Here is a 15,952-nt window from a genome sequence, read left to right on the forward strand (position 1 = left end):
CATAACTCCTGCAGTCACCGAGGCATAACTCCTGCAGATTGCACTGGCTGTGTCTACGGACCGCCAAAACACGGACCAGCAAAAATTTATCGCGGCAGATTGCAGGAGTTATGCGCCCCGGGAGGGGGAAGCGGCGGGCGGGGAGGGAGGTGTGAACTACTTCACGTCCTCGTCGACCCAATCGAGGGTCTTCGTGACGGCCTTCTTCCAGTTGCGCAGGAGACGAGCAGCTTCCTTTGGCTCCATGGATGGCTCCCAGCGGGCGTCTTCCTGCCAGTTGGAGCGCAGGTCGTCGAGGTCGCTCCAGAAGCCCACGGCGAGGCCGGCCGCGTAGGCGGCGCCGAGCGCGGTGGTCTCGGCGACGACCGGGCGCACGACGGGCACGCCGATGATGTCGGCCTGGAACTGCATGAGCAGGTCGTTGACCGTGGCACCGCCGTCGACCTTGAGCTCGGTCAGCGGCACCCCGGAGTCCGCGTTGACCGCGTCGAGCACCTCTCGCGTCTGATACGCGATGGCCTCGAGCGCCGCCCGGGCGATGTGGCCCTTGTTCACGTAGCGCGTGAGTCCCACGAGCGCCCCGCGCGCGTCCGACCGCCAGTACGGCGCGAACAGGCCGGAGAAGGCCGGCACGAAGTAGGCCCCACCATTGTCGTCGACCGTCTTGGCTAGGTCTTCGATCTCGGAGGCGTCCTTGATGATGCCGAGCTGGTCACGCATCCACTGCACGAGCGAGCCGGTCACCGCGATCGAACCCTCGAGCGCGTAGTGCACCGGGGCATCGCCGAGCTTGTACCCCACGGTGGTGAGCAGGCCGTTCTTCGAGTGGATGATCTCGGTGCCGGTGTTGAAGATCAGAAAGTTTCCGGTGCCGTAGGTGTTCTTCGCTTCGCCCTGGTCGAAAGCAGCCTGGCCGAAGGTCGCGGCCTGCTGGTCGCCGAGGATGCCGGCTATCGGCACCTCGCGCAGCAGGCTGTGTCCGCTGGCAGTGCCGTACACCTCTGAGGACGACTTGATCTCGGGCAACATCGACTTCGGCACATTGAAAATGCTGAGAATCTCGTCATCCCACTGCAGAGTTTTGAGGTCCATGAACATGGTGCGGCTCGCATTGGTGACGTCGGTTGCGTGCACGCCGCCCTCGGTGCCGCCGGTCAGGTTCCACAGCACCCAGGAATCGGTGGTGCCGAACAGAAGGTCGCCGGCATCCGCTTTAGCGCGTGCTCCCTCGACGTTTTCCAGGATCCAGACGATCTTGGTCCCGGAGAAGTAGGTCGCCAGCGGCAGGCCGACGGTCGACTTGAACCGCTCGACGCCGCCATCCGCTGCCAACCGGTCGACGATCGGCTGGGTACGGGTGTCCTGCCAGACGATGGCGTTATAGACGGGCACGCCGGTGGCCTTGTCCCAGACGACAGCGGTTTCGCGCTGGTTGGTGATGCCGACGGCTTCGATGTCGTGGCGGGTGATATTCGCCTTCGACAGCGCCTGCCCGATGGCCTCACGGGTGTTGTCCCAGATTTCCTTCGGGTCATGCTCAACCCAGCCAGCCTGTGGCAGGATCTGTTCGTGCTCGAGCTGGCCGGTCGAAATAATCGACCCGGCCTTGTCGAAGATGATCGCGCGGGAGCTCGTGGTCCCCTGGTCGATGGCGAGAACGTACTTGGCCATGTGTAACTCCTTTGTTGTTCCAGGTGAGAAATACGGTGTTGAAACGATAACGAAAGCGGATGCCGCGGACTGCGTCGGAAGGATTAGCCCAAAACCGGCAGCAGCACGCCCGATGATGCTCCGGCGAGCACGCCGCCGATGATAGGACCGACAACCGGAACCCACGAGTAGGACCAGTCGCTGCCGCGCTTGCCCTTGATCGGCAGCAGGAAGTGCGCGATGCGGGGACCGAGGTCACGTGCGGGGTTGATAGCGTACCCGGTCGGCCCACCGAGCGAGGCGCCGATGGCGATCACGAGCAGCGCCACCGGGAGCGCGCCGAGCGCGGCGAGCCCGCCGGCATCGCCGTTGCGGCCGAATCCGATGACGACGAAGACGAGCACGAAGGTGCCGATGATCTCGGTGACGAGGTTCCACCCGTAAGAGCGGATGGCCGGCCCGGTCGCGAAGACACCGAGCTTATTTGCTGCGTCCGGCTCCTGATCGAAGTGCGGCTTGTAGGCGAGCCAAACCACGACGGCGCCGAGAATAGCGCCGATCATCTGCGCGCCGATGTAGGCGAGCGTCGAGGCGACATTGACCGGAACGCCGGACCCGAAGGTATCAACCCCACTCGCGACAAGGCCGAGCGTGACGGCGGGGTTCAGGTGGGCACCGGAGTTGTACGCGGCGATCACACCGGCATAGACCGCGAGGCCCCAGCCGATCGTGACCATGAGAAAGCCACCGCCGAAGCCCTTGTTCTTGGCGAGCGCGACGTTGGCCACCACACCACAGCCGAGTAATACGAGGATGGCCGTTCCCACGACCTCTGACATAAAGACGACACCGAGATTGTCCACATTGACCTTTCAGATGGAGTGCTGTTCACCGCACCCAACAGTGTTGTTGAGTCCGGCTGTCGTGCGTGATGTCTAAAACGTAGCGGTGACCGGGCCGGAGTGAGCAGGTTTCTCGTGCACGTTCGTGCAGATTGTCAATAATCATCAGTCCGAGTGGGTCAGTCGATCAGAACACCGGCTTCGGCGACCGGGGCGAGGTCGACCCCGTGCACGTCCATCAGGTTGGCGCGAGCCAGCTCGATCTCTTCAGCGCGGCGTGCGGCATTCCAGCCGAGAACAGGGGCGACAACGCGGGCGATCTCCTCGATCAGAGGAGTGGTCACGGCGCCGACGAAGGCCATGCTGGTGCGGCGCAACAGCACGTCGCTCAGCCGCACAACGCCCTCGAACCCGGCCAGGAACTCGATTTCACGCCGCGTGTAGTCGGTGTCGTGCACGAGGGGGGCGTCCTCTGGACCGGCCGGATCGATGAGAAAGTCGATGACCTCGCTCGCTCTGGTACCGTAGCGGGCGAGCAGGGCTGCGGCGCGATCGGTACCCACCTCGTCGCCGTGGGCTGTGACCCAAACCAGGCGGGCGGCATCCGTTGCCGGCCAGTCGCGGCCGCCACCGATAGCGAGCCCCTCGGTAGAAACCGTGCGCGGCAGGCCGAGCAGTTTCAGGATGTCCGTGCTCAGGTTCTCAGCGAGGGCGCGGAAGGTGGTCCACTTACCGCCGATCAGGCTGAGCAGGGTGCCATCAGCGGCGTCGGTGCGGGGCAGCGGACGGGACTCGATGCGGTAGTCACGGGAGACGAAACCCGGTGTTTCATCGTCGTGTCGCGGTAGCGGACGCACGCCGGCGAAGCGGAACACAATGTGCGAACGATCGACCGGTACCGTTGGAAAAACGTGCGCGACCAGATCGAAGAAGTAATCGATCTCGTCTTCGGTGCAGCGAATGGGCTGGGTGATGTCGTGCTCGAGGTCGGTGGTGCCGACGAGAACGCGGCCCTTGAGCGGGTAGATCAACACGATGCGGCCGTCTTCGTGCTCGAAAAAGATCTCTCGGCCTCCCGTCGCCGCGAGGAGTTGCGGATTGTCGAGCACGACGTGGGAACCCTTGGTGCCGCCCATGAAAGTGCTCGGCTGGCCGAGAGCGTCATTGGTCAGGTCGGTCCACGGCCCGCTCGTGTTGACGATGATGTCTGCACGAAAGGAGAATTCTTCGCCGGTGATGCTGTTGCGAAGCAGTACACCGTTTTCCGTGATGCCGGCCGCTTCGACATAGTTGGCGGCGCGAGCGTGCGGGCCGGCGTCGAGGCCGTCGCGCAGCACGTCGAGGGCGAGGCGTTCGGGGTCGTGCATGGCGGCGTCATAGTAGGTGGCCGTGTACTTCAGGCCTGGGTTCAGCAGCGGCAGGGCGGCGAGTGCCTTGGTGCGGCCCCTGAATTCGTGGCGGGGTACCGATCCGCCGTCGCGGGAGAAGGCGTCGTAGATCATCATGCCGATTTTGATGAGCATCGCGCCGCGCTCGACGTGCTTGGCGCCCTGCTTGTGAGTGAGGAAACGTAGCGGCGCGGCCATCACACCCGAAAAGGTCGAGAAGATGGGGATGGTCGTCTGCAATGGCTTGACGTAGTGCGGCGCGATCTTGAGCAGGCCGTTGCGTTCCTCGACCGACTCCTTGACCAGGCGAAACTCGCCATTTTCGAGATAGCGCACGCCGCCGTGAATCATGTGCGAGCTGGCCGACGAGGCGCCGGAGACGTAATCGTTCTTCTCAACGATGACCACGTCGACGCCCTGCAGGGCTAGATCACGAAAGGTTGCGATGCCGTTGATACCGGCACCGATGATGAGCACCTGGGCGCTCGGGCGATCGGCGATTGCGGTCGAAGTCTGTGAGTTGAGGAACGACATTGTTGTCACCTTTGTCTCGGGGATTGCCCGATAATCTGCACGGGGCAAGCCGTATGAATAGATGTAGTCTGACAGTCCGACACAATTTCTCAACTGGATTGAACATACGTGCAAGGAGCCCCGTGATCTTCGACACCGATCCCGCACAGTCTGATCGCAGCCGCGACGCCCTCACCGCCGCGCACCTGTATTACATTCAGGACCTCACGATGGATGCCATCGCCCAAGAGCTGCACACCTCCCGTTCCTCGGTCTCTCGCCTGCTCAGCCACGCGCGCGAGACCGGCCTGGTCGATATTCAGATCAAGTCTCCACTGGATGCCCCGAGTCAACTCGAGCAGCAGATCGAGGCTCGATTTCAGATCACCGCTCACGTCGTTCCGGTGCCGGACAGCGCGAGTGACGTCGATCGGCTCGAGCGTGTCGCCCTCTCGGTTGCACGGATTCTCGGTCAATACTTCGACTCAAACATGACTATGGGCATCGCCTGGGGTTCCACCATGAACGTGATCAGCCGCCACATCACCCCGAAGCAGACCCACAACTCCCAGATCGTGCAGTTGAACGGTGCCGGAAACATGCGCACCACAGGCCTGGGTTACGCGAGCGAAATTCTCGGCCGTTTCGGCACGGCGTTCGGCGCGCACGTGCAGCAGTTTCCGGTGCCCGCCTTTTTCGACGACCCGGCGACCAAGCACGCATTGTGGCGGGAGCGCAGCGTCAGTCGCCTGCTTGAGATGCAGGCCATCATGGACATCGCATTATTCGGCCTCGGTTCTCCTTTCTCTGGAGTGGTCAGCCGCGTCTACGCGGGCGGCTACCTTGAACAGGCTGAATTCGATGCGCTCGGCGCAGCCGGCGTGGTCGGCGATGTGGCGACAGTGTTCTACCGCGCCGACGGCTCGGCCGACGGTATCGCTTTGAACGAGCGGTCCACCGGACCGGACTTCACCGTGCTGCGCCGCACGCCGCGCCGCATCTGCGTCGTGGCTGGCCGTTCCAAGCTCGCTAGTCTGCGCGGCGCCCTCGCCGCGTCGCTCATCACCGACCTATTCGTCGATGAGAGCACCGCCCGCGCGTTGGTCGAGGCCCCCTGACGTCGGTATCGTGACAGCCCTTGTCGCCGGGAATAACACGGCACGCAGGCTGTTGCACTATAACTAGAAGAAGAACTTGCAATACACGTGCTCCGGGGTCGGTGTAATTCCGAACCGGCGGTTAAAGTCCGCGACCCGTTAGTCCCCCAGCGCCATCGAGGGACCAGCGGTTGAGCTGGTGAAACTCCAGCACCGACGGTCAAAGTCCGGACGGGAGGCGCACGAGTTGGTTGGCCCCTATGGTCGACCGACGGGTTTGTGCATGCTGCACACCCCATACCCCCGGAGCTCGTCCCATACGGATGAGGGCGGGATGACCAACAACGCGGCAGTCGGCCTGGATAGCGCTGTACTGGCTAGCGCACTGCGCCGCGCCCTCGAACTCGCCGCCCGCGGTCCGGCCACCGGCGTGAACCCACGGGTCGGCTGCGTCATCCTGAGCGCCAACGGCGACACCCTCGCCGAGGGGTGGCATCGCGGTGCCGGCAGCCAGCACGCCGAGGTCGACGCGCTCTCCCATCTCGCCCCCGGCCTGTCCCGCGGCAGCACCGTCGTCGTCACGCTCGAACCGTGCAACCATGTCGGCCGGACCGGTCCGTGCGCGGTCGCTCTGATCGACGCCGGCGTCGACCGCGTCGTCTATTCCGTAACCGACCCGGGCGAGCACTCCTGCGGCGGTGCCACGCGGCTGCGCACGGCCGGCATCAAGGTGGAGGGCGGCCTGCTCGCCACTGACGGGGAAGCCCTTCTCGGCGACTGGCTTGTCGCCGCCCGCCTCGGCCGGCCCTTCATCACGCTGAAGTGGGCCTCCAGCCTCGACGGTCGCGCGGCCGCTGCCGACGGCTCCAGCCGTTGGATCACGGGAGCGGCAGCGCGGCTCGACGTGCACCGGCGTCGCGCCGCCAGCGACACGATCCTGGTCGGCACCGGCACCGTGCTCGCCGACGACCCGGCGCTGACCGCCCGCGACCTCGCCGGCGACCTCCTCGCCCGACAGCCCATTCCCGTGGTCGTCGGACGCCGAGCGCTGCCGGCATCCGCTGCGGTCTACGCACACCCGCACCCGCCACTACTTTTCGACGGCCTCGACCTGCCTGGCCTGGTGGCCGACCTACACAAGCGGGCTGTGCGCACCGTGTTCATCGAGGGCGGGCCGACCGTGGCGAGCGCGTTCGTCGCCGCCGGGCTGGTCGACGAGTACCTCGTCTACCTCGCACCAACGCTCCTCGGTGGCCCCCAGCTCGCTCTCGGCGACTTCGGCGTGACCACCATCGGCGAGCAGCGCCGTCTCTCCATCCATTCCCTCAACCGGATTGGCGACGATGTTCTCATCGTCGCCAGACCCCTCACTACCTAAGGAACCCCATGTTCACCGGAATAATCGAGGAACTCGGCCAGATCGCGCGCATCGAGACCACAGTGGATGCTGCCCGCTTCACCATCCACGGCCCGCTCGTGGTCGATGGCGCCGGTCACGGCGACTCGATCGCCGTCTCGGGGGTCTGCCTCACCGTGGTCGAGCGCACCGCCTCGACTTTCACCGCCGACGTGATGGCGCAGACCCTGCACATGTCGACACTGTCCGAGGCCCGCGTCGGTTCCCCGGTCAACCTCGAACGCGCAGCGCTCGTCGGCGGGCGCCTCGGCGGTCACATCGTGCAGGGCCACATCGACGGCACGAGCACCGTGCTCGCCGTCACTCCGGGCGAAGCCTGGCGAGTGCTGCGATTCAGCGTCAGCCTCCAGCTTGCCAAACTCGTCGTCGACAAGGGCTCGATCGCAATCGACGGCGTCTCCCTGACGGTGAGCAACATCAGCCCGGCCACCGACGCGACCCAGTGGTTCGAGGTGTCCCTCATCCCCGAAACCCTCGCCGCGACAACGCTCGGCGAGCGCCGGGTCGGCGATCAGGTCAACATCGAGACCGACATTCTGGCCCGCCACGTTGAGCGAATGCTGGCCCTCAGCGCCGCCGCAAAAACCCCAGAACCCCAGCACGCAACCGCACCAAGGAGCGCATCATGAACCTCGCCGACATTCCTGCCGCACTGGACGCCCTACGCCTCGGCCGACCGGTCATCGTCGCCGACGACGAGGGCCGCGAAAACGAGGGCGACGTCATCATCTCGGCCCAGCTCGCCACCCAGGAATGGATCGCCTGGACCGTGCGCTACTCCTCCGGTTTCATCTGTGCCCCGATGACCAACGAGCTCGCCGACCAGCTCGATCTGCCGGTGATGGTCGTGAACAACGAAGATCCGCTCGGCACCAATTACACGGTAAGCGTCGACGCCGCCGACCGGCTGTCGACCGGGATCAGCGCCGCTGACCGAGCCCACACCCTGCGTGTGCTCGCCGACCCCGCGTCGGCACCGGCGAGTCTGCACCGCCCCGGCCACATCCTGCCCCTGCGCGCCAGAGACGGCGGTGTGAGGGAGCGTGGCGGCCATACCGAAGCCGGTGTCGATCTGATGAAACTGGCCGGTCTGGTTCCAGTCGCGGCCATCGCCGAGATCGTCGGCGAAGACGGTGAGATGATGCGCCTCCCCGGCCTGCTCGAACTCGGTGAGCGCGAGGGCCTGCTCGTCATCACGATCAAAGACCTGATCAGCTACCTCAATGAGTTCCACCCGAATGAACCCCTACCGACAATCGCCCCGCTCACCGAGGCGCCACGGGTCGACTTCGAGGTGGAGACCACGGTGCCCACCCGGCACGGAACTTTTCGGATACGCGCCTACCGGGACCGCTCGACCGGTGCTGACCACGTCGCTCTCGTGGCGGGCACGCCGGTCGACGGCGCCATCGTGCGGGTGCACTCCGAGTGCCTCACCGGCGAAGCGTTCGGCTCGCTCAAGTGTGAGTGCGGACCGCAGCTGAGCGCTTCGCTCGACATCATCCAGGCGGAGGGCGGCGTGGTCGTCTACCTGCGCGGCCAGGAAGGGCGCGGCATCGGCCTCATCAACAAGCTGCGGGCCTATGCGCTGCAGGAAGACGGCCTGGACACCCTGGATGCGAATCTAGCGCTGGGTCTGCCCGGTGACAGCCGCGACTATGGCGCGGCCACGGGCATTCTGCACGATCTGGGATTGCGCGAGGTACGGCTGCTGACCAACAATCCCGAAAAAGTGCGCCAGCTCGAGCTGCACGGCATTGCCGTGACCGAGCGTGTACCGCTTATCGTCGGCATCGGGGAGTTCAACGAAAAGTACGTTGCCACCAAACGTGACCGCATGGGGCACCATATCTCCAACATCGAAATTATGAATGGAATCGCCTAATGGCTGGAACAGGACCCACAATCTCGGTTGACGCGGCAGGCCTGCGGGTGGTCATCGTGGCAGGTCTTTGGCACGACGTGATCACCGACGGTCTCATCGCCGGTGCCACCCGGGTACTCGAAGCGAGCAACGCTGAGTTCTCGCTCGTGCGGGTACCGGGCAGCTTCGAGCTGCCCGTCACCTGCAAGGTCGCCCTGGACAGCGGTGCTGATGCTGTCATCGCCCTCGGTGTGATCATTCGCGGCGGCACTCCCCACTTCGACTTCGTGTCGAATGCGGCAACGGATGGCCTCACCCGCGTCGCGCTCGATACCGGCAAACCGGTTGGATTTGGGGTGCTGACCCTGGACGACGAGCAACAGGGCCTCGACCGGGCCGGACTACCCGGTTCGAAGGAAGACAAGGGCGCGGAGGCGGCATCCGCCGCTCTGGCCACCGCGCTGGTGCTGCAGGAGTTACGCGGGCACATCGGGTAACTGGGGGCGCGTTTGAGTGCCTAGGCTGAACGCATGGACCTTCTACGCAACATTCTGCTTATTCTGCACTTCGTCGGTTTGGCCTCACTGCTTGGTGGCTTCCTCGTGCAGATCAAGCCGATCATTGCCGGCAAGGGCACGATTGTCACCGCGATGTTTCACGGTGCATTGACCCAACTGGTCACCGGTTTGCTGCTCGTCGGCGTCATCGAGATGGGCTCGCTCGGCTATATCGACAACACCAAAATCGGCATCAAGCTGCTTGTGCTCATCGTTATCACCGTGCTCGTGATCGTGAATCGCAAGAAGCCGACCGTGTCGTCCCTCGTACTGTGGGCCATCGGCGCCCTGACCTTCGCCAACGTCGTGATCGCGGTGCTCTGGAAGTAACGGGTCTTCGAGGCGATAGCCCCCGGGGGTAAACTGCGATGTGACCTCTACACGAGGTCACACCACTATTCGTGCGTAAACGCTTCCGCGGGAAGTCAGATCGACTTGCGGGTTTCGTTGGCGCCCAGCCACCTTCCGGAGCGTTTCACCCCCATGTCAACATCCACAGCGTCAGTTTCGACGCCGACCACGCCTCTCAACCCGAAGAGCCGCGTCATCATGGCGAGCCTCATCGGCACGACCATCGAGTTCTACGATTTCTACGTCTACGCGACCGCGGCCGTGCTCGTTTTTCCGCACCTGTTCTTTCCGACGGGCAACGAGACCACCGCGCTGCTCGCCTCTTTCGCCGTGTTCGGCGCCGCCATGGTCGCCCGCCCGATTGGGGCGCTGTTCTTCGGTCACTTCGGTGACCGCAAGGGACGCAAGGCCACCCTGGTCGGCGCGTTGCTCACGATGGGCATCGCGACCTTCCTGATCGGCCTGCTGCCGACCTACGACATGATCGGCTGGTGGGCGCCGTTCATGCTCGTCCTCCTGCGTCTCGCCCAGGGCTTCGCCCTCGGCGGCGAGTGGAGCGGCGCAGCACTCGTCGCGACCGAGAACGCACCGGCAGGCAAGCGCGCCTGGTACGGCACCTTCCCGCAGGTCGGCGCGCCGCTCGGCTTCATCATCGCCAACGGCCTGTTCCTCGGCCTTGCCCTCGCCCTGCCGTCGACCGACCCGACCCGTCCGTCCGAGGCATTCCTCGAATGGGCCTGGCGCATCCCGTTCCTATTCTCGGCCGTTATGGTCATCATCGGACTCTGGGTGCGGCTGCGCCTGGTAGAGAGTGAAGTCTTCACCAAGGTCGTCCAGGCAGACCGGGTCGAGAAGCTGCCGCTCGCGGCGGTGTTCAAGTCCAACTGGCGCGAACTGATCCTTGGCACGTTCATCATGCTCGCGACCTACGTATTGTTCTACCTGATGACCACGTTCACGCTCGGCTACGGCCGGGCCGCAACGGATGCCCCGGTTCCCGGCCTGGGATTCAGCTACAACAACTTCATTCTCATGATGATTCTCGGCGTGGTGTTCTTCGGAATCTTCACGCTGGCCTCTGGACCCTGGGCAGACAAGCACGGACGACGTAAGACGCTCATCATCGTGACGTTGTTCATCATCGTGTTCGGCCTCTTGTTCGTACCACTGCTCGGCGCGGGCTTTCCCGGCGTGATGCTGTTCCTTATCGTCGGCTTCTCGCTCATGGGCATGACCTTCGGCCCGATGGGCGCGCTGCTGCCCGAGCTGTTCCCGACCAGCGTGCGTTACACCGGCTCAGCCTTCGCCTACAACATGAGTTCAATTCTCGGCGCAGCCGTCGCCCCATTCATCGCCATCTGGCTGTGGACCCTCGGTGCGGGAAGCCCGTTCTGGGTCGGTATCTATCTCTCGGTCATGGCTGTCATCACCCTGATCGCGCTGGTCCTCAGCCGCGAAACGAAGGACCTCGACCTGCACCGCTAGGTTGTCGCTGCACAGCATCCGCACCCCCTCTCGCGATTGCGAGGAGGGGGTGCGTGTCGTCAGTTCAAGAAGAGGGCCTTGAGGCGGCGAGTGGTGAAGACCAGGCCGATCACGATCATCACGGCGTAGTACAGCACGTGCCAGAGCATTCCGGGGTCGATCTGCCCGGTAGTCAGGCCACGAACGAGCTCGACACCGTGCCAGAGCGGCAGCGCCTGGATCACGTACTGGATGCCCTGCGGGTAGACGCTGAGCGGGTAGAACGTGGCCGAGAACAGAAACATCGGCAGCAGTACAAAGTTGATCCAGTCCATCTGCTGGAAGGTCTTCATGTAGCTCGTCACCGCCATCCCGATGCTCGCGAAGCCGAACGCGATGAGCAAGACCGCCGGCAGGGCCAGAAGCGCCCACCACGACAAGTTGAGCCCGAGCACCTGCATCACGAGCAGGAATCCGGTCGCGTAAAGCAGCCCGCGCAGCAGGGCGAGCGAGATCTCGCCAAGCGCCACGTCGAGCGGGCCAAGCGATGTGGACAGCATGCCCTCGTAGAGCTTGGCGAACTGCATCTTGAAGAACACGTTCCAGGTCGAGTCGTAGATCGCGCCGTTCATCGCGGCGACGGCGAGCAGGGCCGGGGCGATGAACGCCGCGTAGGGCATCTGCGTGCCGTCAGCGGTCTGCACCTGGCCGATCAGGGCTCCGAGGCCGAGGCCCATCGACAGCAGGTAGAAGATGGGCTCGACGAATCCGCTGAGCACCACGAGCGAGTTGGTGCTGCGTGTGGCCCGCCAGCCGCGCGCCATCACGCTGCGCGCGTTGCCGGCATACAGACTGCCAAACCGGCGCGGCGAGGCAGCGGACACCGCTACGGTCGATGGAGAGAGCTGCGGCCCGGTCATTTGTTCAGCCGTCTGGTCGCGAGGCGGCGGGCCCAGACCCAGCCGATGGCCAGCAGGGCGGCCAGATAAAGCACGTGCACCAGGCTGAGCCAGATCGGCTCCGGCAGGCCGTACGCAAAGACGCGAGAAAGCTCCGTGCCGTGCCAGAGCGGGGAGATCCAGCCGATCCACTGCAGATACGGCGGCAGCACGTCGAGCGGAAAGAACGTGCCCGAAAACAGGGTCATCGGCAAAATCACGAAGCGTTGCACCATGGCCAGCTGTCCGGTGTCGTCCTTCAGGGTGGCCGTGTAGGCCATCACAAGCACGCCGAAGGCCAGCCCGGTCACAAGCGCCACCGGCACGGCGACGAACCCGAGCCGGCCGGGCACCGCCCCGAAGGCGAGCATGAAGACGTAGAAAATAGTGCAGGTGACGAGCATGCGTGCCGCGACCGAGATGACGAGGCCGTTGATGATCTGGCCGGGCTGGATGGAGCTCGCATTCATACCGAAAAAGGTAGGGTTCCACTTGAAGCCGAGCATGATCGGGTAGGTGAACTCCTCGGAGGCTACGGCGATCGCGCTGCTTGCCAGCAGCGCCGGCGCCAGAAAGGCGAGGTAGCTCACCCCATCGATGGCGTCATCCCCGAGATTGCCGTCCACGAGGCTGGCCAGGCCCACGCCCATCGCGTACAGGTAGACGAGCGGGCTGCCGACGGCGGTGAAGAGCACGGTCTGGGCATACGACCGCATGACCCGAAACCGGTGCTCGGCCACATACCAGGAGCCGTAACGTCGGGTGCGCGCCGCGGCTGCGACGGCCGCCGCGCGCGTCTCTGCGCGCATTTCGTCGCTGATGTCGTCCACTGGGCCGCTCACTCGATCAGGTTTCGGCCGGTGAGCCGCAGGAATACGTCTTCCAGGCTGGAGCGGCGTACGAGGCTGGTGATCGGGCGGAGGCCGGCAGCGGTCATCCGCTCTAATTCGTTTTCGCCGCTGTCGCTGTAGACCAAAATGCGGTCGGGCAGCACGTCGACTCGCTCACCGTAGCTCTGGATGCGACCGGCGACCTCAGCGTTCTGGGTAGAACCGAAGCGCACTTCGAGTACTTCACGGGAGGAATAGCGGCGAATGAGGTCGGCCGGGGAGCCCTCGGCCATGATGCGACCCTTGTCGACCACGACGAGGCGGTCGCAGAGTTGTTCAGCCTCGTCCATGTAATGGGTGGTGAGAAGCAGCGTCGTGCCCTGCTCCTTCAGGCGGAACAGACGGTCCCACAGAATGTGGCGCGCCTGCGGGTCGAGGCCGGTCGTCGGTTCGTCGAGCAGCAGGATGCGCGGGTCGTTGATGAGGGCCCTGGCGATGGTGAGGCGGCGTTTCATGCCCCCAGAGAGGTCATCGACCTTGGCGCCGGCCTTGTCGGCGAGCTGGGCGAATTCGAGCAGTTCGTCGGCGCGGCGGGCGACGCGGGCGCGTGGCAGCCCGAAGTAACGGCCGTAGACCAGCAGGTTCTCGCGCACCTTCAGTTCCATGTCGAGGTTGTTCTCCTGCGGCACGACGCCGAGCTGCGAGCGAATCTCGGGACCATAGCGGTTCGGGTCGAGGCCGAGCACGTCGAGGTCACCGCTCGTGCGGGTGGAGACCGCGCCGATCATGCGCATCGTCGTGGACTTGCCCGCGCCATTGGGGCCGAGCAGCCCGAAGGACTCTCCCGGCGCGACCTCAAAACTGATGCCGTCGACGGCGACGAAATCCTTTGAGTTTTTGACCGGATAACTCTTGACGAGATTCTGGGTGGCAATGACAGTCGCTGGCACAGTTCTAACCTAGACCGCCCCCGCTTCGGTGGGGATGGTTCGCATCCGGGACGGTTAAGATTTATGAGTGACTACCGCTAGCCGTGCGCCCGAAACCTCCGCTGCCCCCGCTTCGCCAACCGCAGCGAAGCCGCCGCGCGGCCGTCGTGGCCGCCCCGCCCCCAGCGGGCCGAGGGCGACGTTCAGCCAGTTGCTGCCCTACCTGTTCGAGCACAAAAAGGTGCTCAGCGTCGTCATCGTACTGAGCGTGCTCGGCGCTGCCGCGAGCCTGGCCCAGCCTCTGCTCGTCAGCCAGGTCATCACGATCGTGCAGGCTAACGATCCGCTCGGATCCCTCGTCGGCCTATTGATCGCCCTCGTGGTCATTTCGGGCCTGATCAGCGGCTACCAGCACTACCTGTTGCAGCGCACCGGTGAGGGGGTTGTGCTTTCGAGCCGCCGCAAACTGGTCGGGCGTCTGCTGCGCCTGCCGATCAGCGAGTTCGACGCGCGTCGCACCGGAGACCTCGTCTCCCGCGTCGGCAGCGACACCACCCTGCTGCGCGCGGTGCTCACCCAGGGCCTGGTCGAAGCTATCGGCGGATCACTCACTTTCATCGGTGCACTCGTGGCAATGCTCATCATCGACCCGGTGCTGCTCGGACTGACCGTGCTCGTCATCGCGGTATCGGTGGTCACCGTCATCCTGCTGTCGCGTCGCATCCGCACTGCGAGCACGGCAGCCCAGGTCAAGGTCGGTGACCTTGCGGCCAGCGTCGAACGGGCGATCAGCGCCATCCGCACCGTTCGTGCCGCCAATGCAACCGAACGTGAAGTCGCCGTGATCGACGAGGACGCCCGCGGTGCCTGGCGCATGGGTATCAAGGTCGCCAAGATCAGCGCCCTCGTCGTACCGATCGCCGGGATTGCCCTGCAGGTGTCGTTCCTCGTCGTGCTCGGCGTCGGCGGTTTTCGCGTCGCCAGCGACGCCATCACCATTGCCGATCTGGTCGCGTTCATTCTCTTTCTCTTCATGATGATCATGCCGCTCGGGCAGTTCTTCGGCGCGATCACCTCGGTCAATTCCGCGCTCGGCGCGCTGGGCCGCATCCAGGAAATCATCGATCTGCCCGCTGAGGACCAGTTCGATCGCGACATCGCCCCGCTCGCGATGACCGTTGGTGCCGCGAACGAAAAGGTACGCCCCGAGGCCGCTGCAATCAGCTTCGAGAATGTGCACTTCGGCTACTCGGTCGCCCCGGTTGAGTCCGACCCGGGCAGCACCGAGGCCACAGATGCCATGGATGCCGCCGGTCTGGTTGGCCCTGCCGTTGCCCCCGATGACACAGTCCCGGCATCCCCGACCGATGCTCCCGCCTCCACAAAACCCCGTCCCGTGCTCACGGGAGTCTCGTTCAACGCACCGCGCGGCCTGCGCACGGCGCTCGTCGGGCCCAGCGGCGCCGGCAAAAGCACGATTCTCGCCCTGATCGAGCGGTTCTACGACGTCACGGATGGCACCGTGCGACTCGGCGGGCTGGACATCCGCTCGCTGGACCGCACCGCGCTGCGCGCCCAGATCGGCTATGTGGAACAGGACGCCCCGGTACTCGCCGGATCGCTGCGGGACAACCTCACTCTGGCAACTCCCGACGCCACCGATGACGAGTGCATCGCCGTGCTTCACGCCGTCAATCTCGGTGAGGTGCTCGAGCGCGACCCGGCGGGGCTCGGCGCCGCGGTCGGGGAATCGGGAGTCAAACTCTCCGGTGGCGAACGCCAGCGACTCGCCATCGCGCGGGCGCTGCTCGCGGCGCCACCGATTCTGTTACTCGACGAGTCGACGTCGAGCCTCGACGGTAAAAATGAGCAGATGATGCGCGAAGCCATCGATGCCGTTGCGGCCGACCGCACGCTCATCGTCATCGCGCACCGTTTGTCGACCGTCGTTGACAGCGACCAGATCGTGGTGCTCGATCATGGCCAGGTCGTCGGCGTCGGCACGCACTCCGAACTCGTCGTCTCGACGCCCCTGTACCGGGATCTCGCCAAGCACCAGCTTCTGGTCTAGCCAGCCGCGCCGTCAGGATGCTTCAAACCGGTATCGGCTTG

General features: G+C 64.7%; 14 protein-coding genes and 1 riboswitch. Of the genes, 8 read left to right on the top strand and 6 right to left on the bottom strand.

Annotated features, from left to right (window positions below; all coding sequences use genetic code 11):
- Window positions 1–156 precede the first annotated feature (156 nt).
- The 3 genes from glpK to CXY83_RS15880 form a co-directional block, all read right to left on the bottom strand.
- Entirely contained in the window at window positions 157–1,671 is a 1,515-nt protein-coding gene (gene glpK, locus CXY83_RS15870) for a glycerol kinase GlpK (protein ID WP_104198280.1), read from the bottom strand.
- A gap of 83 nt (window positions 1,672–1,754) precedes the next feature.
- Entirely contained in the window at window positions 1,755–2,489 is a 735-nt protein-coding gene (locus CXY83_RS15875) for an MIP/aquaporin family protein (RefSeq protein WP_104198498.1), read from the bottom strand.
- 182 nt (window positions 2,490–2,671) lie between these two features.
- Window positions 2,672–4,414 carry a glycerol-3-phosphate dehydrogenase/oxidase gene (locus CXY83_RS15880; protein ID WP_104198281.1) on the bottom strand — a complete coding sequence of 581 codons (1,743 nt, stop codon included), beginning with the start codon at window positions 4,412–4,414 and terminating at the stop codon, window positions 2,672–2,674.
- 209 nt (window positions 4,415–4,623) lie between these two features.
- Here CXY83_RS15880 and CXY83_RS15885 point away from each other — a divergent pair, with 209 nt between their 5' ends.
- The 7 genes from CXY83_RS15885 to CXY83_RS15915 all read left to right on the top strand — a co-directional run bounded on the left by CXY83_RS15885 (window position 4,624) and on the right by CXY83_RS15915 (window position 11,164).
- Window positions 4,624–5,511 carry a sugar-binding transcriptional regulator gene (locus CXY83_RS15885; RefSeq protein ID WP_233201034.1) on the top strand — a complete coding sequence of 296 codons (888 nt, stop codon included), beginning with the start codon at window positions 4,624–4,626 and terminating at the stop codon, window positions 5,509–5,511.
- A gap of 84 nt (window positions 5,512–5,595) precedes the next feature.
- Window positions 5,596–5,737: riboswitch (FMN riboswitch) on the top strand.
- Window positions 5,738–5,824: 87 nt separating this feature from the next.
- Window positions 5,825–6,868 (top strand): bifunctional diaminohydroxyphosphoribosylaminopyrimidine deaminase/5-amino-6-(5-phosphoribosylamino)uracil reductase RibD, encoded by a 1,044-nt coding sequence (ribD, locus tag CXY83_RS15890; protein WP_104198283.1) that lies wholly within the window; start codon window positions 5,825–5,827, stop codon window positions 6,866–6,868.
- An 8-nt stretch (window positions 6,869–6,876) separates the two neighbouring features.
- Window positions 6,877–7,536, top strand: a complete 660-nt coding sequence (locus tag CXY83_RS15895; protein WP_104198284.1) for a riboflavin synthase — start codon at window positions 6,877–6,879, stop codon at window positions 7,534–7,536.
- Window positions 7,533–8,792, top strand: coding sequence for a GTP cyclohydrolase II (ribA, locus tag CXY83_RS15900; protein WP_104198285.1), 1,260 nt, complete (start codon window positions 7,533–7,535; stop codon window positions 8,790–8,792). The genes CXY83_RS15895 and ribA overlap by 4 nt, the downstream gene beginning before the upstream one ends.
- Window positions 8,792–9,268 carry a 6,7-dimethyl-8-ribityllumazine synthase gene (gene ribH, locus CXY83_RS15905; protein WP_104198286.1) on the top strand — a complete coding sequence of 159 codons (477 nt, stop codon included), beginning with the start codon at window positions 8,792–8,794 and terminating at the stop codon, window positions 9,266–9,268. Before ribA ends, ribH begins: the two co-directional genes overlap by 1 nt.
- Window positions 9,269–9,301: 33 nt before the next feature.
- Window positions 9,302–9,658: a hypothetical protein gene (locus tag CXY83_RS15910; RefSeq protein ID WP_104198287.1), complete on the top strand. Its 357-nt coding sequence runs from the start codon at window positions 9,302–9,304 to the stop codon at window positions 9,656–9,658.
- Between the two features lie 153 nt (window positions 9,659–9,811).
- Window positions 9,812–11,164 (top strand): MFS transporter, encoded by a 1,353-nt coding sequence (locus CXY83_RS15915; protein WP_104198288.1) that lies wholly within the window; start codon window positions 9,812–9,814, stop codon window positions 11,162–11,164.
- Between the two features lie 59 nt (window positions 11,165–11,223).
- Here CXY83_RS15915 and CXY83_RS15920 read toward each other — a convergent pair whose 3' ends face one another.
- The 3 genes from CXY83_RS15920 to CXY83_RS15930 are packed head-to-tail and all read right to left on the bottom strand — an operon-like array spanning window position 11,224 to window position 13,861.
- Window positions 11,224–12,063: an ABC transporter permease gene (locus tag CXY83_RS15920; protein ID WP_104198289.1), complete on the bottom strand. Its 840-nt coding sequence runs from the start codon at window positions 12,061–12,063 to the stop codon at window positions 11,224–11,226.
- Window positions 12,060–12,923, bottom strand: coding sequence for an ABC transporter permease (locus tag CXY83_RS15925; RefSeq protein WP_233201006.1), 864 nt, complete (start codon window positions 12,921–12,923; stop codon window positions 12,060–12,062). The genes CXY83_RS15920 and CXY83_RS15925 overlap by 4 nt, the downstream gene beginning before the upstream one ends.
- A complete protein-coding gene (locus CXY83_RS15930; RefSeq protein ID WP_104198290.1) occupies window positions 12,920–13,861 on the bottom strand; it encodes an ABC transporter ATP-binding protein in 942 nt (313 codons plus the stop codon). The genes CXY83_RS15925 and CXY83_RS15930 overlap by 4 nt, the downstream gene beginning before the upstream one ends.
- 67 nt (window positions 13,862–13,928) lie before the next feature.
- Between CXY83_RS15930 and CXY83_RS15935 the strand changes: the two genes are divergently transcribed.
- Window positions 13,929–15,911 carry an ABC transporter ATP-binding protein gene (locus tag CXY83_RS15935; RefSeq protein WP_104198291.1) on the top strand — a complete coding sequence of 661 codons (1,983 nt, stop codon included), beginning with the start codon at window positions 13,929–13,931 and terminating at the stop codon, window positions 15,909–15,911.
- Window positions 15,912–15,952 lie beyond the last annotated feature (41 nt).

Source organism: Cryobacterium sp. M15, assembly GCF_002929675.1.
Taxonomy (GTDB): domain Bacteria; phylum Actinomycetota; class Actinomycetes; order Actinomycetales; family Microbacteriaceae; genus Cryobacterium; species Cryobacterium lyxosi.